The 17,483-nt window shown below is 66.5% G+C and carries 17 protein-coding genes; 9 read left to right on the plus strand and 8 right to left on the minus strand.

Annotated elements, in window-relative coordinates; all coding sequences use genetic code 11:
• The first annotated feature begins 426 nt into the window (after window positions 1–426).
• The 4 genes from ON43_RS38695 to ON43_RS38710 all read left to right on the plus strand — a co-directional run bounded on the left by ON43_RS38695 (window position 427) and on the right by ON43_RS38710 (window position 3,726).
• Entirely contained in the window at window positions 427–720 is a 294-nt protein-coding gene (locus tag ON43_RS38695) for a hypothetical protein (RefSeq protein ID WP_040815683.1), read from the plus strand.
• 38 nt (window positions 721–758) lie between these two features.
• Entirely contained in the window at window positions 759–1,919 is a 1,161-nt protein-coding gene (locus ON43_RS43175; protein WP_157514376.1) for a sensor histidine kinase, read from the plus strand.
• Window positions 1,920–1,939: 20 nt separating this feature from the next.
• Window positions 1,940–2,581, plus strand: a complete 642-nt coding sequence (locus ON43_RS38705; protein ID WP_040815729.1) for a response regulator — start codon at window positions 1,940–1,942, stop codon at window positions 2,579–2,581.
• A 143-nt stretch (window positions 2,582–2,724) separates the two neighbouring features.
• Window positions 2,725–3,726, plus strand: coding sequence for a YdcF family protein (locus ON43_RS38710; RefSeq protein ID WP_040815731.1), 1,002 nt, complete (start codon window positions 2,725–2,727; stop codon window positions 3,724–3,726).
• A gap of 3 nt (window positions 3,727–3,729) precedes the next feature.
• Here ON43_RS38710 and ON43_RS38715 read toward each other — a convergent pair whose 3' ends face one another.
• Together ON43_RS38715 and ON43_RS38720 are read right to left on the minus strand one after the other, a co-directional pair.
• Window positions 3,730–4,581: an SDR family oxidoreductase gene (locus tag ON43_RS38715; protein WP_040815732.1), complete on the minus strand. Its 852-nt coding sequence runs from the start codon at window positions 4,579–4,581 to the stop codon at window positions 3,730–3,732.
• 41 nt (window positions 4,582–4,622) lie between these two features.
• On the minus strand, window positions 4,623–5,756 hold the full coding sequence (locus tag ON43_RS38720; protein WP_051179940.1) for a CaiB/BaiF CoA transferase family protein: 1,134 nt from the start codon (window positions 5,754–5,756) through the stop codon (window positions 4,623–4,625).
• Window positions 5,757–5,985: 229 nt separating this feature from the next.
• Between ON43_RS38720 and ON43_RS38725 the strand changes: the two genes are divergently transcribed.
• The 4 genes from ON43_RS38725 (at window position 5,986) to ON43_RS46590 (ending at window position 11,885) form a co-directional block, all read left to right on the plus strand.
• Entirely contained in the window at window positions 5,986–7,383 is a 1,398-nt protein-coding gene (locus tag ON43_RS38725) for a lipase family protein (RefSeq protein ID WP_051179942.1), read from the plus strand.
• Window positions 7,384–7,408: 25 nt separating this feature from the next.
• Window positions 7,409–9,031 (plus strand): AMP-binding protein, encoded by a 1,623-nt coding sequence (locus ON43_RS38730; protein WP_051179963.1) that lies wholly within the window; start codon window positions 7,409–7,411, stop codon window positions 9,029–9,031.
• A 61-nt stretch (window positions 9,032–9,092) separates the two neighbouring features.
• Window positions 9,093–11,231 carry a CocE/NonD family hydrolase gene (locus ON43_RS38735; RefSeq protein ID WP_083914178.1) on the plus strand — a complete coding sequence of 713 codons (2,139 nt, stop codon included), beginning with the start codon at window positions 9,093–9,095 and terminating at the stop codon, window positions 11,229–11,231.
• Between the two features lie 141 nt (window positions 11,232–11,372).
• Window positions 11,373–11,885 carry a hypothetical protein gene (locus tag ON43_RS46590; RefSeq protein WP_245568991.1) on the plus strand — a complete coding sequence of 171 codons (513 nt, stop codon included), beginning with the start codon at window positions 11,373–11,375 and terminating at the stop codon, window positions 11,883–11,885.
• Between the two features lie 362 nt (window positions 11,886–12,247).
• Here ON43_RS46590 and ON43_RS44510 read toward each other — a convergent pair whose 3' ends face one another.
• From ON43_RS44510 to ON43_RS38770, 5 genes are all read right to left on the minus strand, one after another.
• Window positions 12,248–12,757, minus strand: coding sequence for a hypothetical protein (locus ON43_RS44510; protein WP_040815687.1), 510 nt, complete (start codon window positions 12,755–12,757; stop codon window positions 12,248–12,250).
• Window positions 12,758–12,799: 42 nt separating this feature from the next.
• Entirely contained in the window at window positions 12,800–13,219 is a 420-nt protein-coding gene (locus ON43_RS38755; protein ID WP_157514377.1) for a hypothetical protein, read from the minus strand.
• A 197-nt stretch (window positions 13,220–13,416) separates the two neighbouring features.
• Window positions 13,417–14,064, minus strand: a complete 648-nt coding sequence (locus ON43_RS38760) for a response regulator (RefSeq protein ID WP_040815689.1) — start codon at window positions 14,062–14,064, stop codon at window positions 13,417–13,419.
• A 13-nt stretch (window positions 14,065–14,077) separates the two neighbouring features.
• Window positions 14,078–15,199, minus strand: a complete 1,122-nt coding sequence (locus ON43_RS43180) for a sensor histidine kinase (protein ID WP_051179944.1) — start codon at window positions 15,197–15,199, stop codon at window positions 14,078–14,080.
• Window positions 15,200–15,215: 16 nt separating this feature from the next.
• Complete coding sequence (locus ON43_RS38770; RefSeq protein WP_157514378.1) at window positions 15,216–15,797, minus strand: hypothetical protein; 582 nt, start codon at window positions 15,795–15,797, stop codon at window positions 15,216–15,218.
• A 308-nt stretch (window positions 15,798–16,105) separates the two neighbouring features.
• Here ON43_RS38770 and ON43_RS45315 point away from each other — a divergent pair, with 308 nt between their 5' ends.
• Window positions 16,106–16,264 carry a hypothetical protein gene (locus tag ON43_RS45315; RefSeq protein ID WP_157514379.1) on the plus strand — a complete coding sequence of 53 codons (159 nt, stop codon included), beginning with the start codon at window positions 16,106–16,108 and terminating at the stop codon, window positions 16,262–16,264.
• Window positions 16,265–16,941: 677 nt separating this feature from the next.
• On the opposite strand, the gene ON43_RS38775 is transcribed toward ON43_RS45315, so the two are convergent.
• Window positions 16,942–17,478 carry a hypothetical protein gene (locus ON43_RS38775; RefSeq protein ID WP_157514380.1) on the minus strand — a complete coding sequence of 179 codons (537 nt, stop codon included), beginning with the start codon at window positions 17,476–17,478 and terminating at the stop codon, window positions 16,942–16,944.
• Window positions 17,479–17,483: the final 5 nt, after the last annotated feature.

Below are 17,483 nucleotides of genomic sequence, written 5' to 3' on the forward strand. Positions count from 1 at the left end.
CACGACTCGCGCGAATGGAGGGGAGGATCGCGTTTCCGGCCCTGCTCACCCGTCTTCGGGATGTGCGATTCGCGGCGGGCTCTGCAACTCCGTCATGGAGCGCGAGAACTCTGTTCCATGGTTTGGATATGCTGCCGCTGCAATTCACGCCGACCGACGCTCAGTTTCAATAGGCGCGCAGGCATCCAATTAAGATGGCTACACCGACAGCATTGCTGCGAGGTCGGCCCCGGACAGCGATTTCCTCTGAGAAGGATTTTCGTGCAGGTATTGCAGTACGGTACCTCCGGCCAGGCGATCGGTACCTGAGATGGAGGTGGTGGCGTGGGTTCGGCAGCGACAGTGGGACATGGCCGTCGTCGAGTCTTTCTGTGGTGACGGTACAGATCAACGAATGATCGATCCCACGACCGTAGAAGGAAAACCATGAATGCCAACGAGAATGCCGCTCTTCGCCCGCACTGGCGGGATATCGCCTCCCCAGCGCAGATCGGCATGTTTCGTGCTGTCTGGGTGATCGGCGGGCTCGGCATCGCCGCAGCATTGGTGCTGCTGATCGGGGCCTTCACCGCCAACACGGCGGCGGGGCAGACCGGTCAGGTCGCAGGCCTGCTGGGGCTGATCGCGCTGCTCTTCGGTTCGACCCTCGTGATCGTCGGTCTGTTGGTCCGGTTCGGCGTCATGAAGTCGGTTTCGCGCGGCGTCGACCAGGAGAACTGAGTGGTGGTGTCCGGACGTCGGTCCCACCAGGAGACGAGGTGAGTGCAATCCGTATCGACTCCCGCGGCTGGATTACCGAGGGCGTGGTCGCGATGGTCGTGCTGATCGCCGGGGCCGCCGAGGCGGCGATCAGCATCCGCTACAACGTATTTCCCAACCGCGGGTCCGTCGCCCCAATTGTGGTTGCCGTCGCGGCGCAGGTCGGCCTCGCTCGGCGGTGGCCCCCGGTCGCCCTTGCCGTGGTGTGGCTGACCTACGGATTGCAGATCATCACGGGCGCACCCGTGTTGTTGACCCAGGCCGCAGCGGCAGCGCTGGTTGTCTTCGGAACCGCTCGCTGGGGCGCCAGCGCCAGCGTGACCGCGGGTGCCTTGACCGTTCCGATCATTGGAGTGGCCGCGGCGCTTTCCGGAAGTTCGGGCGTGTACGGCACGTTCCTCATAGTCACGCTTCTCGGTGTGTGCTGGATGGCGGGACTGGCGCTGCGGCGCTTCGCCGATCGTGCGACCCGCTCGCTGGCCTCGCAGCACGCGGCTGAGGCGGACGCCGCCCGGGCGCATCGAGAGAGCGTGCAGGCCAACGAGATCGCGCGGCTGCGCGAACAGCAGGCGCAATTGGCGCTCGACGTGCACGACGTGGTCGGGCATTCGCTGGCCGTGATTCTGGCACAGGCCGAATCCGCCCAGTACGTTCCGGACACCGATGCGCTGCACGCGTCGATGGCCGATATCGCGACCGTGGCCCGCTCCTCGCTGCGGGATGTCCGCCAGGTCCTCAGTGCGGCCACGCCGTCCGAGTCCGGACCGGGTGAGCTGCTCACGCTCGTCGAGGGCGTGCGCGCCAGCGGCCGGGAGGTCACGTTCGAGCAGATCGGTGACGCGCGGACTCTAGCTCCGGAACTGGCCACGGTCGCGTATCGGGTGGTGCAGGAGATGCTGACCAACGCAGTCCGGCACGGGGATCGGGACATCCCGATCGCTGTCGAACTACGGTGGGCGGCTGACGAATTGCGGATCGAGACGGTCAACGGGCTCGTCGCTGAGGAGGTGTCGGCCGGGCCGGGTGGTCGGGGACTGGACGGGATGCGGCAGCGGCTGGAGTCGGTCGGCGGCCGTCTCGACGTGCACCGCGACACCGAGCGGGCCGATGCCACGATGACCGTCACCGCCTGGCTCCCTGTGCGTAGGCTCCTCCCGTGAGCGAGGACATCCGGGTACTCATGGTCGACGACCAGGAGCTCTTCCGCACCGGCGTCGCGGTGATCATCGACGCCCAGCCGGGGATGCGAGTGGTCGGCCACGCGGCCGACGGATTCGAGGCGCTCGACCGCGTCGACGAACTCGAGCCGGACGTCGTGCTGATGGACATCCGCATGCCGGAACTCGACGGCGTCGAGGCCACCCGGCAGCTGTTCGCCCCAGAACGCGTCGCCAGGCGCACCAAACCGCTGCGCGTGCTGGTCCTGACCACCTTCAACCTCGACGACCGCGCCGCGACCGCGATTCGCCACGGCGCCAGCGGCTTTCTGCTCAAGGACACCACGCCGCCCCTGCTGGTCGACGCGATCCGGACCGTGTACAGCGGCAACGCCGTGCTCGCCCCGAACGACCTCGCGGTCCTGCTCGACGGCCGATTCCGTCCGCGCACACCGGTTCCGGAGGCGTACACCACCCTGACCGAGAAAGAGCGCGAGGTGTTCGCCGCGGTCGCCGCAGGCCACTCCAACCTCGAGATCGCCGCGCTCGTCTTCGCCGGGGAGTCCACGGTCAAGACGCATGTGGGTTCGATTCTGCGGAAGCTGGGCCTGCGCGACCGTGTGCAGATCGTGGTCTTCGCTCACGAGTACGGCTTGACCCGATGACGTTGGCAGGCGGGTGATTTCACGCGGCGGCGCGGCGCTGCGGGTCCCAGGCAATTCCGTGGCAAGCGCGGCGTTCTGTGCTGATCACCACCTCCGGCGCGGCGAGTGTCGGCCGTAGCAGCGTCACCGGTTACCTTGGCTACGTGATAGCGCTCGTGGTCGGCCCGGTTCTGCTGGGTCTGTTCGTCGTGATGGTCAAGCGTGAGCCTCGGAGGCTGGCCAACGGGGTGGTGCTGTTGATCGCGCTGATTCTCAGCTTGGTCGCGCTGATGGGAGTGGATACCGACCGGATTCTGCGGCACCTGGCGTCGCTGTTCGTCGTACTGTCGCCGCTGCTCGTGCTGGTGCTGTCGGGACTGCTGATCGTCAATGGCGTGCAGATGTTGCGCAGGGAGGGACGGCGGTTCGCGAACCTGCTGTCTCTCGGATCCGGTCTCGCCCTGCTCGTGCCGTACGCGATGTTCGTGGTGGCACTGATGAAACGCAAGGTGTGGTTCGCGGCTGTGTTCGCCTCGGTGACCTTGGTCATCAGCTTCATCGGCTTCCTGTTGGTGGCGTTCCTGGCGTACTCGTTCATCTATCTGCGGCTGCCGTACCGGCGCGGCATGGGCGCGATCGTGGTGCACGGCTCGGGCCTGATCGGCGCGCGGGTGCCGCCGTTGTTAGCGAGCCGCCTGGATCGGGCGCTGGGCGTGTACGAGGCCGAGGTCGCCGCGGGAGGCGACCCGCTCGTGGTCACCAGTGGCGGTCAGGGTGCCGATGAGGAGATGGCCGAGGCCGACGCGATGGCGGGTTATCTCATCGACAAGGGGCTGCCCGAGGTCGCGGTCCTGCGCGAGGACCGCTCCACCACGACACGTGAAAACCTGCTGTTCACAAAGGATATGCTGGCCGAACGCGGGGTAGCCACCCGAATGGTGCTGGTCACCAGCAACTTTCATGCTTTGCGCACGGCGATCCTCGCTCGGCACCTGGGATTGGACGCCGCGGTGGTCGGTGCACCGACCGCCTTCTACTACCTGCCCAGCGCGATCCTGCGCGAGTTTGTGGGGATCCTGTTCGAACACAAATGGTTCTATGCGGTGGCGTGTGCGGCGTTGGCCGTCGGCCTGCCGAGTTTGGTGATGCTCACCGCCGGACAGTAGTCGTCATTCACCGCGGATTCGGCGGTGATAGTGCTCGCGGGCGTCGGCGTCCGGCCGAGTCCACAGCGTGGTCGCGCCGGTCAGCCTGCCGACCAGAATCCGGGCGGGCAATGGCAGCAGGCGGGTGCCACCGATAATGGCGGCGAGCCGCCCGGGGACCGTCACCGTCAGTCTGCCGGTACCGATGGCGGCGACGATGGCGTCGGCAACGTCCTCCGGATCGACGGTCGACAATGCGGCCATCCAGTGCGGAAGCCGGCCGCCCGCGGACAGTTCCGTGCGCACTACGCCGGGCAGAATCGCGGTGACGTGGATGCCTGATTCGGCCAACTCCAGATAGAGGGATTCGGTGAATCCGACCACCGCGTGCTTGCTGGCACAGTAGGTGGCCAGACCGGGAAAGCCTTGAACGCCCGCCAGTGACGCCAGGTTCACCAGATGCCCGCGCCCGCGCCGCCGGAACCGCTCGACTGCCAGGCGCGAGCCGTTGATGACACCGTGCACATTGATGTCGATGATGCGGCGGGTCATCTCCGGACCTTCTTCGGCGAACAGTCCGGTCGGCATGATTCCCGCGTTGTTGACCAGAACATCCACCGGACCAAACGACGCCTCCGCACTGTCGAACAGGAGCTCGAGGGAACCGGGGTCGGTGACGTCCACCGGCAGGCCGATGACCTGCGCGCTGGGCCGCGCACCGAGCTCGATGGCGGTGCGCGCCACCAACTCGGTGTCGATATCGCCGATGACCACCTTCGCGCCCGCCGCGAGAAAGGCGGCCGCGGTGGCGCGACCGATCCCGCGCGCTCCACCTGTGACGACGACGACCTGGCCGGCGCACGACACGGTCCGCATAGGAATCTCCTTGTTCTGAAAACGATTGCCGCTGTGCGGGATCAGCACACAGCGCCGTCGGCGCAGAGTGCCGCGGCGTGGCCGGGCGTGATGCCCCAGGCTGTCAGAGAGCCGACCGGATCGCCCTCGATCCTGCCGGTGGGCAGATCTGCGGCGGTGCGGCTGAAGCGGGGTGCGGGGGCGGGCTGGCGGAGTCCGTCGACCTCGATGAAGGCTTTGCGGGCCCGGTTGTGCGGGTGTTCGTGTGCCTCCCAGGGAGAGAGCACCGGAGACACGCAGGCATCCGAGTCGGCGAATACCTCGGCCCACTGGTCGCGGGTGCGTTCCTTGAATTTGGCGGCCAGCACGCCCCGGGCGTGGCCCCAACCGGTCGGATCGAACTGGAATGCCAGTTCCGCTGCACGCTCGTCGATTTCGAGGCGGGTGAGCAGTTCCTGATAGAAGTGCGGCTCCACACAGCCGACCGCGACGTATTTGCCGTCGGCGCATTCGTAGGTGTCGTAGAACGCCGCGCCGCCGTCGAGCATGTTCTCCCCGCGGCCGTTCGACCAGGCGCCGGTCGCGTGGAAGCCGTGCAGCCAGGACATGAGCAGGTTCGCACCGTCGATCATCGCCGCGTCGATGACCTGGCCGCGGCCGGAGCGTTCCCGCTCGAAGAGGGCCGCCATCACACCCATGGCCAAAAGCATTCCGCCGCCCGCGAAGTCGCCAAGCAGGTTGAGCGGGGCGTGCGGGCGTTCCCCGGCGCGGCCGAGCGGCTCGAGTGCTCCGGCGAGCGCGATGTAGTTGATGTCGTGCCCGGCACGCGTGGCCAGTGGGCCGTCTTGGCCCCAACCGGTCATCCGGCCGTAGATCAGGCGCGGGTGCGCGGCGAGCAGGTCGTCGGGCCCGATGCCGAGCCGCTCGGCCACGCCCGGCCGGAAGCCTTCGACGAAAACGTCCGACTGCCCGGCCAATTCGAGAAGCAGCGCCTTGCCGTCCGGGTTCTTCAGGTCGACGGTGATCATGCGCTTGCCGCGATCGAACGGGCCGTCGGGCTGCATCAGCCCGCCTCCGCCTCCGCCGCGCTTGACCTGCAGCACCTCCGCGCCGAGATCGGCGAGAATCATGCAGCCGAACGGTGACGGGGCCAACCCGGCCATTTCGAGTACCTTGACGCCCTGTAGCGGTCCCATGGTCGGTGATAATCCAATCTGATGCTCGGGGAATCTCCGACGATAGGAACCGCATCGGTCCGGCGGAAGGACCGCATCACTCGTCTTTCGTGACCGCAGCGCTCGATTCGAAAAGATTCGGAGAACGTCTGGTTTCGGACCGTGATCGGTGTTTATGGTCGCTGCCACGATGGTGCGCGGATTTCTCCGCGCAACTCGAATTTCTCCATTCGATGTGGAAAGGCGGAGGATGAGCGTGCGCAGTGTGGGGCGCGTCCTGGTCCTGAGCGCCGTCATCGCGGCGATGACGGCGGGGACGACAGCGATATCGGCGCAGGCCGCACCGGGGGACACCGAGATACGGATCGAACCAGCGCCCGCGCTGACCCTGCCGCCGGAACTCGACGACTTCTACCGCCCGGCGGCCGGCGTCGTCGCGGCCGCGCAGCCGGGGGAGATCCTACGCGTACGCAGCATCAATCCCGCCTTCATGGGGATCCTGCAGCTGAATGTCGATGCGTGGCAACTGCTGTACCGCACCACCAACAGCCACGGCGAGGCCATCGCCACCGTCACGACCGTGCTGAAGCCGCGCGGTGCGGCACCCGCGGGCGGGCGCAAGCTGCTGTCGTATCAGATCGCCGAGGACAGCGGGGCGCAGTATTGCGCACCGTCGTATGTCGCCCAATCCGGTGCCATTCCGGCCGATTACGTCAATGCCGCGGAAACGCTCATCCCGCTGGCCGCGGGTGTGGGCCAGGGCTGGACCGTCGCGATGCCCGACTATGAGGGCCAGAATTCGGCGTACGGCGCTTCCCGGATGAATGCGCAGGCCACCCTCGACGGTATTCGGGCGGTGGAGAATTTCGAACCCGCACAATTGAGTGGTACCGCTACACCGGTGGCGTTGTGGGGATACTCGGGTGGCACCATTCCGACCTCGTTCGTCCCGGAAATCAAGGACAGCTACGCACCGGAATTGAATATCGTCGGCGCGGCCTCCGGCGGCACCGCGCCGGGCGACTACGCGGAAGTGGTGCGGCACAACAACAACGGCGTCTACGCGGGTCTGATCTCGGCCGCGTTCGTCGGTCTCGCCACCGAATACCCGGACATGGAGCGGGTGATGCGTGAGCGCGTGGATGTGCTCGGTCAGCTGGTACTCGGGTCGAAGAAGGTGCTGTGCCATCCGCAGGGCGCGGTGCTGTTCCCGGGATTCAACTACCTGGGCACCTTCGGCGGATCGGATCCGCTGTCGATGCCGGAGATCAAGTCGGCGATCGCGGACAACTCACTGGGACAGCACATTCCGTCGGTGCCGGTGTACTTCTATCACGCGCAGAACGATGAACTACTGCCCATCGCCGGGACCGACGGGGTAGTCGACAAGTACTGCGCCGCCGGTGCGCCCAGCGTCACCTATGTGCGGGAATTCGCCGCCGAGCACATCTCTGGGGTGCTCTCGCATCTGCCCGGCGCGTACTACTGGCTGCGCGATCGGCTCAACGGCGTTCCCGCCCCGGCCGGGTGCACCATCACCAGCCCGGTCAGCACACTGACCGATCCCCAGTTCGGACAGGCGCTCACCGACATCCTGCCGCCCATGGCACAGGCCCTCGTCGGCCAGGCCATCGGACAGCAGAAGTAGCGCCTCGGCCATGACTCGGAACGGAATGCGAATGTCGTTTCCAGGAAGCACGATTCGTGCCTTGGCGGTCAATGCCCACTCGGTGGGCGTGCTGCAGCGCGCGGGCATGATCAACCTGCTGGATCCGGTGAGTGTCGTGCGCGCCTCGCGTGCGGTCCGGCAGTACGGGGGTATCGCGGGTCCGGTCCACATGTCTGCGCGCCGCGAACCCGACCGGGTGGCGGTGATCGACGAGCTGGGACCGCTCACCTATCGGGAGCTCGAACAGCGCGGCAACGCCCTCGCCCGGGGCTTCGCGGCGATGGGCATCGGGGTGGGCAGCACCGTCGGCTCGCTGGTGCGTGACCGGCGGGAACTGGTCGACACCATGCTCGCGGCGGCCAAGGTGGGCGCGCGACTGGTGTTGCTCAATACCGGGTTCGCCGGACCGCAACTTGCTGACGTCTCGACTCGCGAGGGCGTGGACGTCCTTGTCCACGACCAAGAATTCAGTGCCCTGCTGGCCGTGCTGCCGTCCGGGATTCCGCGGGTGCTGGCCGCGCACGACGATGCGGGGAACATCCCCACCGTGGACGGGTTGATTGCCGCCAATTCCGGCGACGACCTGCCGCCGCCGGCCCGCCAGGGCGGGTTCGTGCTACTCACCGGCGGTACTACCGGTACCCCGAAAGGCGTGCCACGCGAGGTGCGTTCGCCGCTGGCGGCCGCCGCGCTGCTGGAGCGGATTCCCCTGCGCCGCAACCAGACCCTGGTGCTGGCCGCGCCGCTGTTCCACGGCACCGCGCTCAACCAGTTCATCATGGCGATGTCGCTGGCCTCGACCGTGGTGCTGCGCAGGCGATTCGACGCCGAGGCCACCATGGCGGCCGTCGCTGCACACCGGGCGCAGGTGCTGGTCCTGGTGCCGACCATGCTGCGCCGCATGCTGGAGCTGGGGCCGGAGACACTGGGTCGCTACGACACCTCCGCGCTGCGCGTGATGTTCAGCGCCGGTTCGGCCCTGCCCGCGGCCCTCGGCGACGCCGCCACCGCGGCCTTCGGCGAGGTGCTCTACAACTTCTACGGCTCCACCGAGGTCGGCGTGGCGACCATCTCCACGCCCGCGGATTGGCGGGCCGCGTCCGGCACCGTCGGCAAGCCGCCCACGGTCTGCACCGTCCGGCTGTACGACGAGGACGGTGCACTGATCACCGAACCCGGCAGGCGTGGAACGATTTACGTACGCAGCTTGCTGTCGTTCACCGGCTACTCGGGCGGCGGCCACAAGAACGAGATCGACGGCCTGCTGTCCTCCGGCGACGTCGGGCACTGGGATGTCGGCGGTCGATTGTTCATCGACGGACGCGACGATGACATGATCGTCTCCGGCGGCGAGAACGTCTTCCCCGGCGAAGTGGAAGAACTGCTCTACGCGCATCCCGACATCGCCGAGGCGGCCATCATCGCCGTACCCGATGACGAATTCGGCCAGCGGCTGGCGGCTTTCGTTGTTACACAACCCGGCGCGACGCTCGACGGCGACGCGGTGCGGGCGTATGTGAAGGCCAACCTGGCGCGCTTCAAGGTGCCGCGCGACGTCACCTTCGTCGACGAGCTGCCGCGTACCAGCACTGGCAAGCTGCTGCGCCGCGACCTCGTGAACGACTGAACTTTCCCGGAAACACTCAGCGGGCCGGTGGCTCGCGACGATCGATAGGTGATCAAAGACGATGACCGCCAAAGCATTCGGCAGCAGGCCCGTGAAGTATCGAAACACGCTGACCCGTAGGGGATACCGACTCGCGCGTAGCGCCGCAGTGATCGGCGCGCTGGTCGTTACGGCAGCGCTGCCCACGGCACTGCCCGCGGGCGCGATGCCATCGTCAGACCAGGGGTTGTTCTCGAAGGCCGACTCCCGCACCGGATTACCCGACGGCTGGAATCCCGGCCCGGAGATCTACGGCGTCGGCGAACACAAGAACGTCGAACTCCCGATGGCCGACGGCGTGGTGCTGCGCGCCGACGTCCGCTACCCCACCGACGCGTCCGGCGCACCCGCGCCCGGACCGTTCCCGATCGTCATGACCCAGACCGCCTACGGCAAGGACAGCGCCGGATTCCTGCGCCTGCTGTCCTACGACGGCCTCGGGCCGCTGCTGCAGAACGCGCTGCCGACCGTCATCGACACCGCCAAGCAGCTCACCGACGCCGCCGGATACGGCGACTATTTCGTCAAACGCGGCTACATCAGCGTCATCGTCGACATCCGCGGCACCGGAGCCTCCGGCGGGCAGTGGAGCATCCTGCAGCCGCAAGAACGCGAAGACTCCAAGCGTGTCGTGGAATGGGCTGCGGGACTGCCGAATTCGACGGGTGAGATCGGGCTGTGGGGGCTGTCGTACCTCGGTATGAGCGAACTGCTCACCGCCGGGGTGATGGAACCCGGCTCGCCGATCAAGGCCCTGTTCCCGCTCATGCCGGGCAACCACATGTTCCAGGATCTGCTCGATCACGACGGGTTCTTCAATATCGCCTTCCTGTCGTCCATCCTGGCGGGGCCGGTCACCGCGCTGCCGCAGATCGACCCGATCCTCGGGCTGTATCAGCAGCCCGACAAAATGGTCAGTGTCTTCGTCGACCACCTGCTCACCCACTTCCGCGACGACGGCACCTGGCCGTCGATCATCAACGCGCTGCTCGACGGCGACAAGCTCTACAACAGCCCGTACTGGGAATCGCGCGCCATCGACAATGTGGTGGAAAAGATTGCCGCCAACGACATTCCGACCTACCTCATCGGCGGCCAGTACGACCTGTTGCAGGACGGCACTCCGCGCACCTTCGCCGGATTGCAGAACGCCTACGCCGGGCGCTCGCACAACGGCCCGATGCCTGCGGACGCCCAGGGCAGCGGACGCTTCCAAATGCTGACCGGCCCTTGGTTCCACATCCAACCCGGGGTGCAGCGCAATACTGCCGACCTGGACATGCACGCCATCCAACTGGCCTGGTTCGACCGCTGGCTCAAAAACGACCACAACGGCATCGACGAGACCAAGACCCCACTGCACGCCATCGACGTCAACGGCAATGTCCTCGAGAGCGCCAGCTACCCGGTACGCGGAATTCCGGCGCAACGGTTGTATCTGGATGGGGGAGGACGGCTTTCGCCCGACCGGCCGGGCGCGGATACCGGCTCCGATCGAGTGAACTTCACGCCCCTCAATGCGGGCACCATCTGCAACGCTTCCTACTCACGGAACTTCTCCGGCGTCTTCCAACTGCTGACCAGCCTCATCGGCGTCGACGACCCGTGCGCACGGTTCCCCGCCAACCCGAGCGTGCCGGGTCTGCTGGACAATCCGACCTACACGACCGATGCCTTCACCGAGCCCACGGTGCTGGCCGGTCCCATCGGTGCGACCCTGTACGCGATCTCGAACAAGCCCGCCTCGGCGTTCAATGTGACCGTGCAGGATATCGCCCCGGACGGCTCGGTCACGGCGCTCACCGACGGCCAATTGGCCGGTAACTACCGCGCATTGGACCCGGACCGGACCTGGCTGGCTGCCGACGGCAGTGTGCAGGGCGCGTTCCATCCAGGCACCCGGGAGTCTCTGCTGCCGGTCATCCCCGGCGAGGTGACCGAATACAACATCAAGGTGCGCCCGGCTTTCCATGTCTTGCAGCCGGGGCATCGCCTGCAGATCACCATCGGCACCGGCGACATGCCCACCCACATCCTCAACCCGAAGGACTACCCCGCACTACTCGGCAGCGCCTACGACATCGAGCGCAACGCGCGGGATGCCTCTTTCCTCACCGTGCCGCTTGGACCGGCGTCGGCGCTCACCGGTGCCGACAAGTAGCGGATACCCCCGGTCGTGGCCATGTTCGGAACCTGTCGAAATATGATTACCGCTTGTCGTGACTGATGACGAGGCGTTGTCCCTTATGCTCCGACTGTGTTTGCGACAGCATTGCTGTCGTGTCGAGGAAGAGGGAAACAATTGAAGCGCGGAATCATCTTCGCCACCGCGGTGGCCTCTGTATTCCTGCTCGCGGGCTGCGGCAGCGACAAGGGATCGACCAGCACCACCACCACGACAGCGGTGACCTCGACGACGGTCAAGCCGTCGGCCACATCGACCACCCCCGCTCCGCCGCCCGCTCCGACTACGCCTGCCGTGCAGCCGCGTTCGCCCGCCCCTGCCCCCGCGCCGGTGCGGACCACTCCGGTTCCCGCGCCGACCACCCCGTGTGAGGGAACGATCTGCACCAATCCCGATCATGGTGCGGGCACGGACCCGAAGGACAACGGTGGTGCGGTGATGCCGAACCCGAACGGTGACGGAAGCGCCGTCCCGTGCGAGGGCACCATCTGCACGAACCCGAACAACGGTGCGGGCACGGACCCGAAGGAGAATGGTGGTGCGGTGATGCCGAATCCGAACGGTGACGGCTCCACGGTCCCCTGCGAGGGCACGATCTGCACGAACCCGAACAACGGCGCGGGTAACTGAACGACCGAACGGCCGCATGGAAATTAATGCGGCCGTTCGTCATTCGATCACTCGCTGACAAGCGGCAAGCGATCATTCCCCGGGGCGTAGATCAGGGATTCAGCCGATGCTGCCGTCGGGCGAGGCGCCGCCCCAGCCCCACGGAATCCCGTGGCCGCCACTGCCGGTCCACAGGAGTCGCATCAGGCCCAGGATGACATTGCTGCTCATGGTGATTCATTTCCTCTCGGTTGTCGGGCCGGGTGAACGATCCGGCCCGTTGTACTCCGAACATCGAGGGAGATCCGCTGCGGGCGGAGCCCGTCATCGTCGACGAGCAGCTCGAGTTCGGAAGTCTTGACGGCTCGGTGCCAGGCTGGAGGTCAGTGCGCTCCGAGGCCGATGAGCAGGCCGTTCTTGGCACAGATGGACGGGGTCTGGGCGTCGGGCTGGGCGTTGCAGGACCAGCCGTCGACATCGACCGCGTCGGAGTCGCTGATGGTGTTGGCGTAATCGGTTGCGACGGTCAGGGCTTCGGTGCAGCCGACGACACCGGCGTCGGTGCCGTAGGCGATGACGTGGCGGCCGTCCCCGCCCGCGTCGGCGACGATGCCGCAGCTCACGTCGGCGGGCCGGGTGGGTGTAGCGGTGGCCTGCGGCTTGTTGGCCGGGGCCGGTGCCTTGGGCTGGCTCACCGGCTTGGGGGTGTGCGCGGGCTGGACGGGCGCGGCGGCCGGATGCGTCGGCTGCGGGGCCTTGATTGTGGTCTGCGGTGCGGCGTGGGTGGTCGTCGGGACGGCGATCGGGGATCCGTCCATATCGCTGCAGCCGGTCACGGCGGCGGCGGTGAGGATTGCGGCGGCGAGAACGCCGGCGGCATGCACGAGTTTCATTGCGAAGTTCCTTAAAGGTGAAGTGACGGAGAAGAGTTCGGATCAGGCGTGGATGCGTCGGAAGTGCGCGCCGGTGGCGGTCCACCACATGAGGGCCACGGCCGACACGGTGGCGGCCAGTTCCAGCCAGTCGGGCAGCGCGCGGCCGGTGGTGTTCCAGACCGACGCCAGCGACAGCAGCCCGAGGACAGTCAGCGTGACGCGGGCCCACGCGGCGCCGCGGTGCATGCGGCGTGCGACCCAGTACTGAGCGACGGCCAGCGAGATCACCAGCCCGCCGGTGGCGGCGAGTACGGTCGTCGATTCGCCTGCGGCGGTGTCGATTCCGGCGGCCTTGGCGGCGCCTCCGCCGATGAGCACCGCGATTCCGCTCAGCAGGGAGACCACCGCGAGCGCGGTCCACACGAAGTAGGAGAGCCGCACAGCGGCGGGTGTAGTTCGCTGAAAGGTCGCTGTTGTCATGGCATTCACCCTTGATGTCGGGCCGCGGATATCGCATCCGATGCTGGAATCTGTGTGGTGCCAGCGAGTTCGGGCCAACCCTGCTTGTGCTCGAACTCGCTGACAGGTTCCAGTCTCGGGGTTCCGCTACCGCTGGGCATCTGCCATAAGGCCGGTCTTGCGACCGGGTCTCGGCCATTCGGCCGATCGTGGCCGGATCAGTTCATGAGGCCGGATTCCCAGACACGGGCGGCGATTTCGACGCGGTTGCGGACGCCGAGGCGGGTTTGGATGTTCGCCAGATGGGATTTCACCGTGCCGAGGGCGATCACCAGCTCCTCGGCGATCTCGGTATTGGTGCGGCCGCGCGCGACCAGCCGCGCCACCTCCGCCTCGCGATCGGTCAGCTCGCCGACACCGGGGTCGGTCACCGGACCGGCCTCGGGGCGGCCCGCGCCACGGGTCCGCTCGAGCAGCCGGACGGTCAGCTCGGGGCTGATCAGCGCGTCTCCGGAGGCGGCGGCCCTCACGCCCGCGAGCAGCAAGGCCGCGCCGGAGCCCTTCAGCAGAAATCCGGATGCGCCGTGTGCCAGTGCGGTATCGACGTATTCGTCGTGGTCGAAGGTGGTGACGATGACGACCTTCGTCAGATGGGCGACCGCCTTGGTGACCGCCAGACCGTCCAGCTTCGGCATCCGGATATCCAGCAGCGCGACATCGGGGCGGTGGGTGCGGATGGCCTCGACGGCGTCCACGCCGTCCGCACATTCGGCGACGACCTCGATATCCTCGGCGGCATTGAGGATCATGGCGAATCCCATGCGCACCATTTCCTGGTCGTCGGCCAGCACCACGCGGATCGTCACCGTTGTCCTCCTGCTATCCGAGGGTGCGTGGCAGCGTCGCCGTCACGGTCCACCGCCCGTCCTCATCGCGTCCGGCGTGGGCGCTGCCGCCCAACGCGGCCGCGCGTTCACCGACTCCCAGCAAACCGTAACCGCTGCCGCCGCCGATCCCCGCCAGGCCGCTGCCGTCGTCGCTGACCCGAATCGTCACCGCGGAGTCGTCTGCGGTGACGACCACCTCGACAGTGCGGGCATCGCTGGCGTGCCGGCGCACATTGGTGAAGGCCTCGCCGAGGATGCGATGCGCGGCCATCGCTACCGGCACCGGCAGGTCGATCTCCTCGATCCGCGCGATGACCGCGGTGGGCTGGGCCGATCGAGCGAATTCGTCCACGAGAGAACGCAATCCGGCCGCACCCGCGATCTGAGGCGCAAGCGGCGGCCCATCCTCGTCGAGATCGGCGCGCAACGTCGACACCATGGCCCGGATCTCGTCCAGCGCGCGCAGACTCGACGCCTGAATCCGTTCCAGCGCTTGACGGGCGACGGGATCATCGGTGACCGCGGCCGCCGCCTCCGACAGCACGACGATGCCGGTCACCTCGTGGGCGATCACATCGTGCAGTTCGCGAGCCATGTCACGGCGTTCGGCGGCGAGCGCGGTCTGACGAGTCTCCCGCAGCCGCAATCGATGTGAACGTGCCAGGAGCCCGATCCCGACCGAGGTGACGGTCACGATGAACATGACCAGGACGTACAGAATCCGATTGCCGTTGTCCGGATTGGTCGCCGAGGCGGGTTCGGCGCTCCAAGGAGAGACGACGGCGGCCAGCGCCACCAGCCCGGTCAGCAATAGATCGCGCCGTGTCCTCGATTGCGCCGCGCACGCCCCGGCCAGCACAACCAGCGACCACGACATCGCCACCGGCCAGCCGTAGTCGACTTGCTCGGCCACGAAGACAGTGGTTGCGGCGCAGGCCCCGAGCGCCGCGAGCACCGTCCAGCCGGGCGACCGGTCCGCCCGCCCGGTCCGGACCGCGACCACACACACGATCACGGCCACCACTGACGACACCGCCGCGGTGGTGTGCAGGTTGTCCACATCCAGCAGCACCGCCAGCAGCAGTGGAATCACCACCGCCATCGCATTGATCACGTTGTCAGGGTAGGCGTCAGGTGCGAGGCGACCGCATCTCGACATTCCGGCTGCGCAGCTCGATCATGAGTCCCTCCTCGGTGACCGACAGCTTCGCGACCTGGCTACCGTCGATGTGCGGCACCGTCGTCGGGGAGAACACCGGACCCTGCCGAACTCCGATCGCCGCGGCCACCAGTTGATTCGCCGCGAGCTTCGCGCCGAAGGTGTACGAATGACCGTCCACGCAACCCCGAGCGGTGTATTCGCCGTCGGGGCCGAGCTCGGGGATGACGTGCTCGTCGGCCGGATAGGGCACGTCGACAAAGGCTGTGATGGCGCCGGCGCGATGCGTGTGCAGACGCAGATTCTGGACCAGCAGGCGGGAATCCGCCATGCCGGGAGCCGTCACGTGCAGATACGCCGTTGTCACCGTGTCCGTCAGGCGACTCACAGTGAACGGTCGCCCGTGTACCGAGGTGCTCTGCACGGTGATGCCCGGGATCAGCGTCTCCACCGACATCGTCACCTCCTCGGCCAACACCGATTCCGCGTGAAGTTCAGCGTGCACAATCCCACCGACACCGACGCCCAGGACCACCGCGGTTACTACGGCCACGGTTCTTCGCATATCGGACCAGCACTTTCGTCGGAGGAGGGGTGTGCGCTCCAACGGTATGGGCCTCGATCACGGTGGGGCATCAGCCGATCGGCGGATCTACCGTGGGCTATCGGCCGATCGGCCGATAGCTCGCGGCAGATCCGGTTCACCTGGTGCAGCCGGTGTGGAACACCGTTGGGGCCGAACGACATTCATCCTGGGGTCGTACATCGGTCCAGCTCGAGGATTCTCGATTTCCGCATCCGAGCACGGGAGAGCGAGGAAAATAGGGTCGGGTAGACCAGCGACCCCTTCAGGAGGAAGAGATGACAGACGCATCCGGCGACTCCACCAAACCCGCGGTAGCAGGCTCGGTCCCAGACATCGAAGTGGACTTCACTGCCGTCGAGGACTCCAAGACCGCTCAGCTCGACGTGACCGCTGACCCGGACGCGGCGGTGAAGGCCCTGCGCGAAAAGCGTTAGCTGATCGCCGAGGAGAACGGCCGTATCTTGTTAAACGCCTGGGCGGTGACGGCGATGCTGTTTCAGCGTGGCCCCCAGGTGCTGCGTCGCCGGAGTAGCCCCACAGTTCGACTGGCGCCTCTCGGTCGATGTCTGCAGTGGGTGGAGTTCTTGTCTCATAACCCAGAAGTCGCAGGTCACGCGTCATCCCGGCTGCGGGTCGCAATCCTGGTGCACGTTCGCGTGGTTGATGCGGCGGAACCGGTGGGATGCGGTGGGAATTCCAGTGCCATTTTGCGGCCGGAATGGTGGGAATCCAAGGGTTACGGTCGGAACTGGTGGGATGCGGTGGGCCAATGAAATACCAGGTCAGAATGGGTAGAACCCCCAAGATCGCCAGGTCAGCGCATGATCTTGGGGGTTCTACGAGATGATGAAAAAGTGATGCACTAGGACCAGGCATTTCGCCCGCTCGGTGGGCGTTTTGTGGCTGTGAAGTGCCACTTTGGGTGCCACTTTGAGCTGGTTCGAGAGGGGTCCTCGACGGCCGAGTCCTACTTCATCGGTGAGTGGATGACGAAGGACTGACTGTTTCTGCTGGTCAGGGCGATTGTGCACTGCTGAGTGGGGCGTAAAATGCCAGTTTGGTGCCGTTTTGACGGGTCGGCGGCCCGACTGCGGCCGACCCCGCCTTCGGCTCACCTGCGGACGGCTGCGACGACGCCTTCACCGTCGTAGGCCCCGACAACGATCGCCTCGACACCGATGCTCTGACCATCGGCCGACAGTGGCGGAAACTCATGATCTGTCAAGAACGCGCGATATGAGAACGACGAATCATGTTGCAGCAGTATCCATCGCGCCCGCTCCGGCCCTTCCTCAAGGCGGCAGACCGCGTACACGCTCTCGTGCCAGACGACCAGTCCCTCGTCTTCGGAGTTCTCGACGAAACGATCGGTTGGGTGTGCGAGTGGCATCTCCAACACGAGCCATCGTGTAGGAAACCGAGCGCACAACTCGGCCGCCAAACGCGCTCCGATGACGGTCGGTCGAGCTGTGCCCACAGCGAACTGCGTGAGGTCGCCGGAATCGAGCGCTTCCGAGGTTCCAGCGCACAGATCGTAGCGACTGAGCTCAAGCGTCTCGAGCACTTCTTTGGACAGCTCCAAACCGTCTCGCAGGCTCGCTTCGATATACCTCTGGGCCTGTTCGGAAGGCAGTGCTGACCACTTCACGTCTT

It is taken from the genome of Nocardia concava NBRC 100430 (assembly GCF_000308815.1).
Lineage (GTDB): Bacteria > Actinomycetota > Actinomycetes > Mycobacteriales > Mycobacteriaceae > Nocardia > Nocardia concava.